Here is a 13068-nt window from a genome sequence, read left to right as displayed (position 1 = left end):
TACTAAGCGGTAGCTTTCTCGGCGAGCCGCTCCTCCGAGGCCGCCGAGCGCCGGTTCCAGGCGCGGGGCGCCCGCCAGTGGAAGCGCATGGCCAGCAGGCGCAGCAGGAACGTGGTCACGGCGGCCAGCGCGCTGGTGAAAGGGTTCAGCATCTCGAAACGGATGCAGAGCGCGACCATGGTGGCGCCCACGATGGCCGGCACGGCGTACAGGTCGCGGTCCCAGCGCAGCAGCGACGGCACCTCGTTGGCCAGCACGTCGCGCAGGACGCCGCCGCCGACGCCGGTGGCCAGGCCGAGCACGGCCGAGAACGTGAGGCCGAGACCGTGCTCGTACGCCTTGGTCGTGCCCGCGACGCAGAAGAGCCCCAGCCCGGCGGCGTCGAAGACATTGACCGCGGCCTGGGTGCGCTCGACGACCGGATGCAGGAAGAACACGAGCCCGGTGGCGATGAGGGGCATGAGGAAGTAGCCGAGGTCGGTGAACGCGGCCGGCGGTACGGCGCCGATGACCAGGTCCCGGAACAGCCCCCCGCCCAGTGCGGTGACCTCGGCGAGGACGGCCATGCCGAAGACGTCGAAGTTCTTGCGTACGGCGAGGAGAGCGCCGGAGATCGCGAAGACGAAGATGCCCGCGAGGTCGAGCGCGTGTTGCACGGAGGGGGTGAAGAATTCCTGGAGCACCGCCCAATTGTGCCGGTTCCCCCCGGGGGCTCCCGCCCCCGCCGGACGGCTACCCCCAGCCGCGTCCCCCGGCCCGCCGGGCGCGGTGCTCCCGCACCGCCGGTGCGGTCCTCCCGGCTCCCGCCGTGGACCGGGGCGGGGCCGAGAACTCCGGTCGGGGGTGTGCGGACTCTCCCTCGCAAGCTCGGTCGTTTTACGTCCGCACACCCCCCACCTCCGCCCCCGTCCCCTCACGCCGGTGGGGTCCGGGGGGCCGACCCCGGAGGGGACCCAACGGCAGCCGAACCGGAAGGCCGGCCGCGTTACAGCTTCTTCGGGGCTGGGCCCTCCGGCACGGCGGGCGACGCCGCTGTCTTGGGCGTGGCGTCCACGACCTCGATCGCCTCCCCCGCCGAGGCCAGGGCCGGGTCGCCCGGGGCCTGGTCCGGGGCGTTCTCCGGGTGGTGGCAGGCCACGCGCCGGCCCGGCGCCAGTTCCAGGAGCGGCGGCTCCTGGGCGCGGCAGATCTCCGTGGCCTTCCAGCACCGCGTGTGGAACCGGCACCCGCTCGGCGGGGCGATCGGCGACGGCACGTCGCCCTTCAGAAGGATGCGCTCGCTCTTCGCGCCGCGCCGCCTGGGGTCCGGCACCGGGACCGCCGACATCAGGGCCTTGGTGTACGGGTGCATCGGCGCCTGGTACAGCGACGTACGGTCCGCGAGCTCCACGATCTTGCCGAGGTACATCACCGCGATCCGGTCCGACACGTGCCGGATGACCGACAGGTCGTGCGCGATGATCACATACGTGAGCCCCAGCTCGTCCTGGAGGTCGTCCATCAGGTTGACCACCTGCGCCTGGATCGACACGTCCAGCGCCGAGACGGGCTCGTCCGCGACGACGAGCCGGGGCTTGAGCGCCAGGGCCCGCGCGATGCCGATGCGCTGGCGCTGGCCGCCGGAGAACTCGTGCGGGTAGCGGTTGTAGTGCTCGGGGCTCAGCCCCACCCGCTCCAGCAGGCCCTGGACCTCCTTCTTGACCCCGCCCTCCGGCTCGACGCCCTGGAGCCGGAAGGGCGCCGAGACGATGCTGCCGATGGTGTGACGCGGATTCAGCGAACCGTACGGGTCCTGGAAGATCATCTGGATGTCGCGCCGCAGCGGCCGCATCCCGCCCGTGCTCAGGTGCGTGATGTCGGTGCCGTCGAACTCGATCCTGCCGCCGCTCGGCTCCAGCAGCCGCGTGATCAGGCGGCCCATCGTCGACTTGCCGCAGCCCGACTCGCCCACGACGCCGAGGGTTTCCCCGCGCCGTACCTCGAAGTCGATGCCGTCGACCGCCTTCACCGCGCCGGACTGGCGCTGGAGCAGGCCCTTTTTGATGGGGAAGTGTTTGACCAGGCCCTCGACCTTCAGAAGGGGGTCGTTCGTACGCGTGGGTTCGTTGGTCACAGCTTCGGCGCAATCTCTTCGGTCCAGATCCGCGTGCGCTCCTCCTGGGCCATGTGGCAGGCGGAGAAGTGGCCGGAGGCCACCTCACGCAGTTCCGGGCGCTCGGTGCGGGTGATCCCGCCCTTGGGCACATCCGCGTACGGGCAGCGCGGGTTGAAGGCGCAGCCGCTGGGGACGTTGATGAGGGACGGCGGCTGCCCCTTGACCGGGATGAGCCGGTCGGTCTGTTCCCGGTCGATGCGCGGCATCGACCCGAGCAGACCCCAGGTGTAGGGGTGCTGCGGCTCGTAGAAGAGCTTGTCGACCGGGCCGCGCTCGACGCACCGGCCGCCGTACATCACGAGAATGTCGTCGGCGATCTCGGCCACCACGCCCAGGTCGTGCGTGATGATGACGACCGCCGAGCCGAACTCCTTCTGGAGGTCGCGGATCAGGTCGAGAATCTGTGCCTGGACGGTGACGTCCAGCGCGGTCGTCGGCTCGTCGGCGATGAGCAGCTCGGGGTTGTTGACCAGCGCCATCGCGATCATCGCGCGCTGGCGCATACCGCCGGAGAACTCATGCGGGTAGGCGTCCACGCGCTTGGCGGGCTCGGGGATGCCGACGCGGTCGAGCAACTCGATGGCGCGCCTGCGGGCGACCTGCTTGGACACCTTGTTGTGGACGCGGTAGGCCTCCACGATCTGGCTGCCGATCGTGTAGTACGGGTGCATCGCGGACAGCGGGTCCTGGAAGATCATCGCCATCTCGCGGCCGCGCAGCCGGCGCACCTCGTCGGGGTCGGCGTTGACCAGCTCCTTGCCGTCGAGCCAGATCTCGCCGCTCATGCGGACGTGTCTGCCGCGCGCGCCCAGCCGGTGCAGGCCCATGATGGCGAGCGAGGTGACGGACTTGCCGGAGCCGGACTCGCCGACGACGCCGAGCGTCTTGCCCTTCTCCAGCTGGAAGGACAGCCCGTCCACGGACTTGACCAGGCCGTCGTCGGTCGGGAAGTGGACTTTGAGGTCGCGTACGTCGAGGAAGGCGCGCGGCTCGGAGGTGCCCGGCCGCTCGTCCACCACGGCGCCGGTCTTGGACAGTTCGGTCATGACACCCTCACGCGCGGGTCGACGACGGCGTACAGAAGGTCAACCACGAGGTTGAGGAAGACGACGAAGAACGCCGCGAGCAGGGTGACGCCGAGGATCGGTGGCAGGTCGTTGGCGACGATCGACTGCACCGCGTACTCGCCGATGCCGTGCAGCGAGTACACCGACTCGGTGATCACCGCGCCGCCGAGCAGCAGGCCGATGTCCATGCCGAAGACGGTGACGATGGGGGTGAGCGCGGCCCGCAGGCCGTGCTTGGCGACCACGGTGCGCTCGCGCAGGCCCTTGGCCCGGGCGGTGCGGATGAAGTCCTCGCTCATCGCCTCCAGCATCCCGGAGCGGGTGAGGCGGGCGTAGATCGCCGCGTACAGCAGTGCCAGCGAACACCACGGCAGGAAGAGGGTGTTGGCCCACTGCGAGGGGTTCTCGGTGAACGGCACATAGGTGCGTCCGAAGATCTCCAGCTTGTAGCTGAAGAGCAGCAGGAACAGCTGGGCGGTGAAGAAGATCGGCAGGGACACGCCGGCGAGGGCGCCGCCCATGGCGGCCCGGTCGAAGAACGAGCCGGGCTTGAGGGCCGAGATGACACCGACCACGATGCCGGAGACCAGCCACAGCAGGGCCGCGCCGACGGCGAGGGAGATGGTGACCGGGAGCCGGTCGACCAGCTGCGGCCAGACCTCCAGGTTGTTCTTGAAGGAGTAGCCGAAGCAGGGGGCGTCGCAGCGTACGGCGGTCGGGCCCCGCTCGTAGGTGGCGCCGGTGACGATCCCCTTGATGAAGTCCCAGTACTGGGCATAGACCGGGTCGTCGAGGCCAAGGTTCCGCTTGACCGCCTCGATGTCCTCGGGCGTCGGGTTCTTGCCGATGTACTGCTGGGCCAGCTGATCGGCGGTCTGTCCGGCCAGCTTCGGCAGGATGAAGAAGATGCCGAAGGTGACCGCCGTGACGACCAGCAGCAGGATCACTGCCGCGATCAGCCGGCGGATGATGTACGAGATCACGGGGACCGGCGCCGGTGCCCGCGGGCCGCGCGCGGTGCGCGGGGGCCCGCGGGCACCAATGCCTTCACCTGCCTTCCGGGGCTACTTCTTCGTGGTGCCGATGTTGAGGTAGTCGTACTGACCGCTCCACGCCGCCGAAGCGGTCATGTTCGTGCCGTGCGGCGAGCGGTAGTGCAGGACCTTGAAGTAGGTCAGGGGCACGATGGCCGCCTGCTCCATGACCTTCTTGTCGATCTCCGCGTACGCCGCGTCACGCGCCGCCTTGTCGGTGTTGGCGATGGCGTTGTCGAGCAGCTTGTTGATCGTCGGGTCGTTCAGCTCGGAGAGGTTGGTGTTGCCGGACTGGCCGATGGCCTTGCCGTGCACGATCTGCTTCAGGTAGCCGTAGCCGGTCGGCCAGTCGGCGCCCCACTGCATCATGATCAGACCGATGTTCTCCTTCTTCGTGAAGGACGGGACACCGGCGTAGTCGGTGAAGTACTTGCTGCCCGGGTACTGCTTGATCTTGGCGTCGATGCCGACCTTCTTCAGCGACGCGACGACCGCGGTGGCGGCGTCGACCTCGGTCTGGCGCTCACTGCGCGCCGAGATGAAGGTGGAGATCTTCTCCTGGCCGCAGGCCTTCAGGTGCTGCTTGGCCTTGGCGACGTCACCCTTGTTGTCCTTGGTGGGGTACAGGTCGAACTTCTGGTAGCCCGGCAGGTCGTTCGGCATCACCGTGGTGGCGATGTCGCCACGGATGGGACCGCCCATGGACGTCTGCACGGAGACCTTGTCGATGGCGTACTGCACGGCCTTGCGGCACTCGACGTTGTCGAACGGCTTCACCTTGGTGTTGATCGCCGTGTAGACGAGACGACCGCCGTACGCGTTGTCGGTGTTGGCCTTCAGCTCCTCCTTGGCCAGCACCTGCGCCTGGGTCTGGGCGTCGACTCCCGCGCCCTTCAGGTCCGCGATGATCTCGCCGGCCATCAGGTCCTTGTCGATGGTGGCCTGGCTGACCTTGAGGTTCAGGACGATCTTGTCCGGGTACTGCTTGCGCAGGGGGTCGGTCTTGGCGTCCCAGTGCTCGTTGCGGACCAGGACGACCTGCTTGCCGTCCTCGTACTTCTCGAACTTGTACGAGCCGGAGGAGACGATCGACTTGGTGTAGTCCGCGCCCTTGTCCTTGGCCTTCGGCACCGGGGCGGTCTGCGGGGCGCTGACCAGGTAGTCGAAGTCCGCGAACGGCTCCTTGAGCTTGAAGACGATGGTGTGGTCGTCCGGCGTCTGTATGGACGCCAGGCCCTTGTCGCTCTTGTCCTTGTAGGGGCCCTTGTACGCGTCCCCGCCCGCCAGGAGCGTCTGGAAGTAGTTGGGGCCGTTGGACAGCACGTCACGCGCGAAGTTCGAGCGCTCGACGGCGTACTTGACGTCCTTGGCCGTGACCGGCGTGCCGTCGCTGTACTTGACGCCCTGGCGGATCTTGTACGTCCAGGTCTTGCCGCCGTCGCTGGGGACACCCATGCCCTCGGCGAGGTCGGGGACCAGCTCGTTGCCCTTCTCGCCGGGGGCCGGCTTGAAGGTCGTCAGCGGACGCGCGTAGAGGCGGCTGAAGTTGTAGATGAAGGCGTAGTACGTGTTGCCCGGGTCGAACGACTCGGGGGCGTCGGCCATCGCGTAGGTGACCGTGCCGCCCTTCTGGTCCGAGACGTTGACGACACCGGTCGTCGCCGCGTTCGCCTTGGCGTTGCCCTTGGTGCCGGAGCCGCCGTCGTCCGCCTTGCTGCAGCCCGCGAGGAGCAGGCTGGCACTGCTGACGACCGCGAGAGCGGCCACTGCTGACCTTCGCATTTTCGTCGAACTCCCCTTTGTTTTCGGAAACTTGCCGGTACGGTTCCGGCCCGGCGGAAGCCGCCGCGGATGACGTGGCAGACGTCAGCGGCTGCGCGGGTCGAGAGCGTCCCGAAGGCCATCACCGAGCAGGTTGAAGGCCAGTACGGTGATGAAGATCGCGAGGCCGGGGACGAGCATGAACTGCGGGTCGACTTCGAAGAAGGTGACCGCCTCCCTCAGCATGCCGCCCCACGAGGCCTGCGGTGGCTGGATTCCGACGCCGAGGAAGCTGAGCGACGCCTCGAAGATGATGTTGGTCGGAATGAGCAGTGTCGCGTAGACGGTGATCGGCCCCACGAGGTTCGGCAGCAGCTCGCGGAAGAGGATGTACGGGCCCTTGGCCCCCATCCCGCGCGAGGCGTCGATGAACTCGCGCTCGCGCAGCGCCAGGGTCTGCCCCCGCACGATACGGGCCATGTAGGGCCAGTTGAAAAAGCCGATCACGAAGATGAGCACACTGATGTGCAGGGGCAGGCCCTGCAGGCCGAACGCGCCGCCCTGGAGGGTCGCCGAGATGGCGATGGCGAACAGCAGCAGCGGGAAGGCGAGGAAGGTGTCCATCAGCCGGCTGACGAAGGTGTCCACGCGGCCGCCGTAGTAGCCGGCGATCAGGCCCATCACCACGCCGATGACGTTGGACAGGACCGTCGCGCCGAAGGCGACGACCAGCGAGACCCAGGAGCCTTCGAGGATGCGGGCGAGGATGTCGCGGCCGAACTTCGGGTCGACACCGAGCGGGTGGTCCCAGCTCATGCCGCCGAACCCGCCCTTGGGGAGCGAGGTGTTGGGGTCGACGAGGTCCTGCTGGAAGGCGTTCGGGTCGAGGCCCAGCATCGCCTGGATCGGCCGGGAGAGCGCCGCGATCAGGATGAGCAGAATGACGACCACTCCGCCGGTCACGGCGATCCTGTCCCGCTTGAAGCGGGTCCAGGCGATCTGACCGAGTGAACGACCTTCGATCTGCTTGGACTTGACACCTTCGGGTACGGCCTCAGGCGCTGCTTCGGCCTGCGATCCGGTGGTCTCCATGGGTGCGGTCATCGTCCCTCGTGCTCGCCCGTGCCGACGGTCGCCGACAGTGCTCGACAGGCCGCCCGGGTCTGCGGTGCGGTCCGTTCAGGGGGTACGGAAGTGCGCAGCACGCATGTACGACGCCCCCTGGTTGGGGGGAGTCTTCAATGGGTTCACGATCACCCGCCAGCCCTCACGGGGAATGTTTGCGCAACCGTGATGCGGTCCGTGGGCTTCCGTTATCCGGACGAGGTGATCGCCTGAGCGGACCAACTCGGCCGCTACTCCACCGAAACGGACAAGTGGTCGCGTCAGCCCCGGGGCGGGTAGCCGTACCCGGCGCCGGGCACGAGGGGGGCGGTGGCGTGCGCCTCGCGGTCGTAGAAGGGGCGGGCGTTGGCCCGCAGCCACATGGTCACCGGGTCGTACTCGTCGGACATCGCGACCGTCGACACGGGCAGCCCGTCGGGGACGGCGGCGACCGTCTGCCGCATCATCGCGCGCACCGCGTCCACCGCCGCCTGGCCGGTGTCGTACAGGTCCAGGCCGATGGCGAGGTACGGGGTGCCGAGGGCCGGCTGCACCCAGGCGCGGCGCAGCGAGCGGACGGCGGGGGTGCGGTGGGCGTTCTGCGTGAGCAGGGCGTAGAACTGGGGGATCTCGATGGCCGGTTCGGACAGCTTGAGCGGTCCGGCGGGCATCCGGTCGAGGCCGGTGGCGATACGGCGCAGGTCCGGCCACGGGATGCCGAGGCCGCCGCCCGGGGCGTGCGGGTTGAGCCAGATGCCCCAGCGCTCGGGGTAGAGGGCGCGGGCGATGTCGCGCCCGCTGATGACCTCGTGGGCGCGGTTCCAGCCGGAGGCGGCCAGCTCCTGGGTGGAGGTGACGCACGGCGCGTACCCGAGGCCGTCGACCTCCATGTTCCCGTACTGGGCGTCGGGCGAGCCGGCCTGACCGTGCCACAGCAGCATCCAGAGCCGGCCGTCGGCGAGGGCGTGCAGCAGCGCCTCGTACGCGTCGTAGCGTCCGGGCGTCACCTGGCTCAGCAGGTGCTCGACCTGCCCGGCCGCCTGCCCGGCCGCCGCGGTGCCTGACGCGCTCACCCTGGGTCCCGCCCCTCTTCCATCCACCCCACCAGCTTATGCGTGCCCGCGCTGGTAGAAGGGCCGTATCTTCTCCAGCATCCAGTCGCCCACGGGGTCGTGCGCGATGTCGAGCAGGACCATGTTGACCGGCCATGGCACCCGTACGCGGCCCAGCGCCCGGCCGAGGGCGTCCATCGGTACGTTACGGTCGGCGCCCTCCCAGGAGGACAGCTGGACGCCGATGAAGAGCGTCGGGCTGTCGCCCTCGATGCTGGCGAGGCAGCGGCGGGCGGTGAGGACCGTGCCGGTGGCGTCGAACTCGGCGGCCGCGGCGGACAGCAGGTCGACCGGGTCGTCCTGCCAGTCCGGCTCGAACAGCCGTACGCGGGCGCCGCTCGCGCCGTCCAGGGGTGTGCGGCCGGCCCGGCACAGCTCGGCCACGGCGGGCGGCGGCAGCGGGGCGCCGACCGCGCCGCCGGGGTTCACGGCGATACCGAGCTGCGGCGGCAGGCCGCGCGCGAACTCGACGGCCGGGGCGACGGTGTACGGCATGTGGGCGCCGACGCAGCGCAGGAACTCCTGCTCGGAGCTGAAGACGGGGACGTACGCCTGGCCGTCGATCTCCAGCGTCGGCAGGTCCAGGTCCGGACTGTCGGGGCCGCCGCCGTTCGGCAGGGGCACCCACAGGGGGCTGCGGCCCAGCACCTCGACGAGGCGGCCGCCGGCCGCGGGGTTGCCGAGCGAGGCGGCGAGCACCTCTTCGAGTTCGTTGCCCGGCCATGCAGTGTCCACTGGTGCTTCCGGTCCTTCCCGCGCGTGCCTGTCGCTGCCCGCAGCACCCTAACGCGGGGCCGGCCCGCCCGTGTCAGGCGAACGCGATACGCGTCAGCGCGGAGGCGGCCGGGCGGTCCAGCAGCACCGCGGACGCGCAGCCCCAGGGCACGACGCCCCGCTCCGCGTCCCGCACCAGCCGCCCGACCGCCCTGCGGTGCCGCGCGAAGGCGTACCCCGACACGCCACGGCCGCGCTCCCGCTGGCCCTCCCGGGCCGTGCCGGGCTCGACGTCCAGCAGGAGCAGGTGCAGGGCGCTGCCGCGCCGCCCGGCCTCGCGGGCCAGCCAGCGCCGCACCCAGGCCTGCGTACCGCAGTCGTGGACCACCACGCTCTTCCCCGAGCGCAGCGCCCGGCGCAGCCCCGCGTAGTGCGCGAGCCGGACGAGGGGGCGGTAGACCGCGTACGGCAGGAAGCCCGGCACCCGGCGCTCCCACCGCTCCCGGGCGTCCTGGGAGTCGATGCCCCGTCCCTGGGCGGCGCGGGCGATGAGGGTGGACTTGCCGCTGCCCGGCAGTCCCGAGACGACCACCAGGTCACCGGCCGCGAAGGTCAGCGCCCGTGGGCCGCGCCCGCCCCGGTCCCGCAGGTCGCGCACGACCGGCAGGGCGGGCGCCACGAGGGCCCGCCCGCCCGCGGGCACCCCGGCGGTCGTCGCGTACGCCTCGGTCCGCTGCACCGTCATCGCTGCTCCCCCTGCTAGGTCCGGAACCGACCCTTGCCCAAGAAGTGTAAAGAAAGGGTAATGAGTCACAAGTGATTTGCCGATCAGACCCCGCGTGCAATGATGTGCGCGCCAAGCGCAGTGCGGTCCCCACGACCGTACCGACAACCGCATACCGGCCGCTCGAATCCGCGCGGGAGAGTTCCGGGGCCTACCGCCCCGGGCGCCGAAGGAGCAAGTTCCTCCCTTGAATCTCTCAGGCCCCGTACCGCGTGGATGAGGCAGATCTGAAAAGCGGGCCGCCCCGGCGGCTCCACCCAAGGTGCAAGCCGAAGACCGTCCCGTACGGTCACGGTGAACCTCTCAGGTTCCGATGACAGATGGGGAGGACCGTCTTCGAGCCATGCCCCCTGGGAGCCACATCCATGAGCACTGCCCCCCGCCTGACCGCCCTCGATGCCGTGCATCGGGCGCTGGGCGCGACCATGACCGACTTCGCGGGCTGGGACATGCCGCTGCGGTACGGGAGCGAGCGCGACGAGCACAACGCCGTCCGCACGAAGGCCGGCCTCTTCGACCTCTCCCACATGGGTGAGATCACCGTCACCGGACCGCAGGCCGCGGACTTCCTGAACTACGCGCTCGTCGGCGACCTCGCCGGCGTCGGCGTCGGCCGCGCCCGCTACACGATGATCTGCCGCGAGGACGGCGGCATCCTGGACGATCTGATCGTGTACCGGCTCCAGGAGCAGGAATACATGGTCGTCGCCAACGCCTCCAACGCCCAGATCGTGCTGGAGGCGCTGACCGAGCGGGCCGCCGGGTTCGACGCCGACGTACGCGACGACCGCGACGCGTACGCGCTGCTCGCGATCCAGGGCCCCGAGTCCCCCGGCATCCTGAAGGCTCTTACCGACGCCGACCTGGACGGGCTGAAGTACTACGCGGGCCTGCCCGGCACCGTCGCGGGCGTCCCCGCGCTGATCGCCCGTACCGGCTACACCGGCGAGGACGGCTTCGAGCTGTTCGTCGAGCCGCGGCACGCCGAGAAGCTGTGGCAGGCGCTGACGGAGGCGGGCGCCCCGGCCGGCCTGATCCCGTGCGGCCTGTCCTGCCGCGACACGCTGCGCCTGGAGGCGGGCATGCCGCTGTACGGGCACGAGCTGAGGACCGACCTGACCCCGTTCGACGCGGGTCTGGGCCGGGTGGTCAAGTTCGAGAAGGGCGACGACTTCGTCGGCCGGGACGCCCTGGCGGCCGCCGCCGAGCGCGCCGCCACCAAGCCGCCGCGCAAGCTCGCCGGGCTGGTCGCCCGGGGCCGCCGGGTGCCGCGCGCCGGGATGGCCGTGGTGGCGGACGGCACGGTCATCGGCGAGGTGACCTCCGGCGCCCCGTCGCCGACGCTGGGCAAGCCGATCGCCATTGCGTACGTGGACGCGGAGCACGCCGCGCCGGGCACCGAGGGCGTCGGTGTCGACATCCGCGGTACCCATGAGCCGTACGACGTCGTGGCGCTCCCCTTCTACAAGCGCCAGAAGTGACCTCGCGCACCACTCCCCCGTTCACCAGCACTCCCCCGCGTACAGGAGAATTCCAGTCATGAGCAACCCCCAGCAGCTGCGCTACAGCAAGGAGCACGAGTGGCTGTCGGCCGCCGAGGACGGCGTGTCGACGGTCGGCATCACGGAGCACGCGGCGAACGCCCTGGGCGATGTCGTGTACGTCCAGCTCCCGGAGGTCGGTGACACGGTGACCGCGGGCGAGACCTGCGGTGAGCTGGAGTCGACCAAGTCCGTCAGCGACCTCTACTCCCCGGTGACCGGTGAGGTCGTCGAGGCCAACCAGGACGTCGTGGACGACCCGTCGCTGGTGAACACCGCCCCCTTCGAGGGCGGCTGGCTCTTCAAGGTACGGGTCGCGGAGGAGCCGAAGGACCTGCTCTCCGCGGACGAGTACACCGAGTTCTCCGGCGCCTAAGGACGGATGGCCATGTCGCTTCTGAACACCCCTCTCCATGAGCTCGACCCGGACGTCGCCGCCGCCGTCGACGCCGAGCTCCACCGTCAGCAGTCCACCCTGGAAATGATCGCCTCGGAGAACTTCGCTCCGGTCGCGGTCATGGAGGCCCAGGGCTCCGTCCTCACCAACAAGTACGCCGAGGGCTACCCCGGCCGCCGCTACTACGGCGGCTGCGAGCACGTCGACGTGGTCGAGCAGATCGCCATCGACCGCGTCAAGGCGCTCTTCGGCGCCGAGCACGCCAACGTCCAGCCGCACTCCGGCGCGCAGGCCAACGCCGCCGCGATGTTCGCGCTGCTGAAGCCCGGCGACACGATCATGGGTCTGAACCTCGCCCACGGCGGGCACCTGACCCACGGCATGAAGATCAACTTTTCCGGGAAGCTCTACAACGTCGTCGCCTACCACGTGGACGACACGACCGGCCAGGTCGACATGGCAGAGGTCGAGAAGCTCGCCAAGGAGCACAAGCCGAAGCTGATCGTCGCCGGCTGGTCCGCCTACCCCCGCCAGCTGGACTTCGCGGCCTTCCGCCGGGTCGCGGACGAGGTCGGCGCGTACCTGATGGTCGACATGGCACACTTCGCGGGCCTGGTGGCCGCCGGTCTGCACCCCAACCCGGTGCCGCACGCCCATGTGGTCACCACCACCACCCACAAGACGCTCGGTGGCCCGCGCGGTGGTGTCATCCTCTCGACGGCCGAGCTCGCCAAGAAGATCAACTCGGCGGTCTTCCCCGGTCAGCAGGGTGGTCCGCTGGAGCATGTGATCGCGGCCAAGGCGGTCTCCTTCAAGGTCGCGGCCTCCGAGGAGTTCAAGGAGCGCCAGCAGCGCACCCTGGACGGCGCCCGCATCCTGGCCGAGCGCCTGGTCAAGGCGGACGTCGCCGAGCACGGCGTGTCCGTCCTGTCCGGCGGCACGGACGTGCACCTGGTCCTGGTCGACCTGCGCAACAGCGAGCTGGACGGCCGGCAGGCCGAGGACCGGCTCCACGAGGTCGGCATCACCGTCAACCGCAACGCGATCCCGAACGACCCGCGGCCCCCGATGGTCACCTCGGGTCTGCGGATCGGCACGCCGGCCCTGGCCACGCGCGGTTTCCAGGCGGAGGACTTCACCGAGGTCGCCGACATCATCGCCGAGGCGCTGAAGCCCGCCTACGACGCTGACGCCCTCAAGGCCCGGGTCTCGGCGCTGGCCGCGGCCCACCCGCTTTACCCTGGTCTGTAGCCTCTGTCAGCGTTAGGTATGTAACAGACTGGATTGCGGGGCACCGCGCACACTGAACAGTGAGTGCGGTGCCCCGTCCCTTGCCCCACCCCAGCCCCTCCTGCACCACCCCGGCAGACAGCGGCGCCTTCCCCACCCAAGGAGTTTC

12 protein-coding genes and 1 riboswitch are annotated in these 13068 nt (G+C 69.9%); of the genes, 3 read left to right on the top strand and 9 right to left on the bottom strand.

Annotated elements, in window-relative coordinates; genetic code table 11:
• Positions 1–2: 2 nt before the first annotated feature.
• From QWM81_RS18440 to QWM81_RS18400, 9 genes are all read right to left on the bottom strand, one after another.
• Positions 3–683: a trimeric intracellular cation channel family protein gene (locus tag QWM81_RS18440; RefSeq protein WP_290113160.1), complete on the bottom strand. Its 681-nt coding sequence runs from the start codon at positions 681–683 to the stop codon at positions 3–5.
• A 302-nt stretch (positions 684–985) separates the two neighbouring features.
• Positions 986–2113 carry an ABC transporter ATP-binding protein gene (locus tag QWM81_RS18435; RefSeq protein ID WP_290113159.1) on the bottom strand — a complete coding sequence of 376 codons (1128 nt, stop codon included), beginning with the start codon at positions 2111–2113 and terminating at the stop codon, positions 986–988.
• Complete coding sequence (locus QWM81_RS18430; RefSeq protein WP_290113158.1) at positions 2110–3201, bottom strand: ABC transporter ATP-binding protein; 1092 nt, start codon at positions 3199–3201, stop codon at positions 2110–2112. The genes QWM81_RS18435 and QWM81_RS18430 overlap by 4 nt, the downstream gene beginning before the upstream one ends.
• Positions 3198–4205 carry an ABC transporter permease gene (locus QWM81_RS18425; RefSeq protein WP_290113157.1) on the bottom strand — a complete coding sequence of 336 codons (1008 nt, stop codon included), beginning with the start codon at positions 4203–4205 and terminating at the stop codon, positions 3198–3200. The genes QWM81_RS18430 and QWM81_RS18425 overlap by 4 nt, the downstream gene beginning before the upstream one ends.
• Before the next feature lie 81 nt (positions 4206–4286).
• Positions 4287–6038: an ABC transporter substrate-binding protein gene (locus tag QWM81_RS18420; RefSeq protein WP_290113156.1), complete on the bottom strand. Its 1752-nt coding sequence runs from the start codon at positions 6036–6038 to the stop codon at positions 4287–4289.
• Between the two features lie 84 nt (positions 6039–6122).
• Positions 6123–7121, bottom strand: a complete 999-nt coding sequence (locus QWM81_RS18415; RefSeq protein WP_290113155.1) for an ABC transporter permease — start codon at positions 7119–7121, stop codon at positions 6123–6125.
• A gap of 281 nt (positions 7122–7402) precedes the next feature.
• Positions 7403–8194: an enhanced serine sensitivity protein SseB C-terminal domain-containing protein gene (locus tag QWM81_RS18410; protein WP_290113154.1), complete on the bottom strand. Its 792-nt coding sequence runs from the start codon at positions 8192–8194 to the stop codon at positions 7403–7405.
• A gap of 36 nt (positions 8195–8230) precedes the next feature.
• Positions 8231–8968, bottom strand: coding sequence for an enhanced serine sensitivity protein SseB (locus tag QWM81_RS18405; RefSeq protein WP_290113153.1), 738 nt, complete (start codon positions 8966–8968; stop codon positions 8231–8233).
• A gap of 73 nt (positions 8969–9041) precedes the next feature.
• Positions 9042–9692 carry an AAA family ATPase gene (locus tag QWM81_RS18400; RefSeq protein ID WP_290113152.1) on the bottom strand — a complete coding sequence of 217 codons (651 nt, stop codon included), beginning with the start codon at positions 9690–9692 and terminating at the stop codon, positions 9042–9044.
• Positions 9693–9855: 163 nt separating this feature from the next.
• A riboswitch (glycine riboswitch) is annotated at positions 9856–9952 on the top strand.
• A gap of 144 nt (positions 9953–10096) precedes the next feature.
• Here QWM81_RS18400 and gcvT point away from each other — a divergent pair.
• From gcvT to glyA, 3 genes are read left to right on the top strand one after another with little or no spacing between them, the layout of a single operon-like run.
• The gene (gene gcvT, locus QWM81_RS18395) at positions 10097–11212 is read left to right on the top strand and encodes a glycine cleavage system aminomethyltransferase GcvT (RefSeq protein WP_290113150.1); all 1116 of its coding nucleotides are present in this window, start codon (positions 10097–10099) and stop codon (positions 11210–11212) included.
• A gap of 58 nt (positions 11213–11270) precedes the next feature.
• Entirely contained in the window at positions 11271–11648 is a 378-nt protein-coding gene (gene gcvH, locus QWM81_RS18390; RefSeq protein WP_290113148.1) for a glycine cleavage system protein GcvH, read from the top strand.
• Between the two features lie 12 nt (positions 11649–11660).
• A complete protein-coding gene (gene glyA / locus QWM81_RS18385; protein ID WP_290113147.1) occupies positions 11661–12920 on the top strand; it encodes a serine hydroxymethyltransferase in 1260 nt (419 codons plus the stop codon).
• Positions 12921–13068 lie beyond the last annotated feature (148 nt).

It is taken from the genome of Streptomyces ficellus (assembly GCF_030406405.1).
In the GTDB taxonomy this organism is placed as follows: Bacteria; Actinomycetota; Actinomycetes; order Streptomycetales; family Streptomycetaceae; genus Streptomyces; species Streptomyces ficellus_B.
This window is presented reverse-complemented; position numbering and strand designations above follow the sequence as displayed.

Coding starts and splice junctions, on each gene's coding strand:
- QWM81_RS18430 (WP_290113158.1), bottom strand. CDS start 3,201: ATGACCGAACTGTCCAAGACCGGCGCCGTGGTGGACGAGCGGCCGGGC.
- QWM81_RS18420 (WP_290113156.1), bottom strand. CDS start 6,038: ATGCGAAGGTCAGCAGTGGCCGCTCTCGCGGTCGTCAGCAGTGCCAGC.
- QWM81_RS18415 (WP_290113155.1), bottom strand. CDS start 7,121: ATGACCGCACCCATGGAGACCACCGGATCGCAGGCCGAAGCAGCGCCT.
- QWM81_RS18400 (WP_290113152.1), bottom strand. CDS start 9,692: ATGACGGTGCAGCGGACCGAGGCGTACGCGACGACCGCCGGGGTGCCC.
- gcvT (WP_290113150.1), top strand. CDS start 10,097: ATGAGCACTGCCCCCCGCCTGACCGCCCTCGATGCCGTGCATCGGGCG.
- gcvH (WP_290113148.1), top strand. CDS start 11,271: ATGAGCAACCCCCAGCAGCTGCGCTACAGCAAGGAGCACGAGTGGCTG.
- glyA (WP_290113147.1), top strand. CDS start 11,661: ATGTCGCTTCTGAACACCCCTCTCCATGAGCTCGACCCGGACGTCGCC.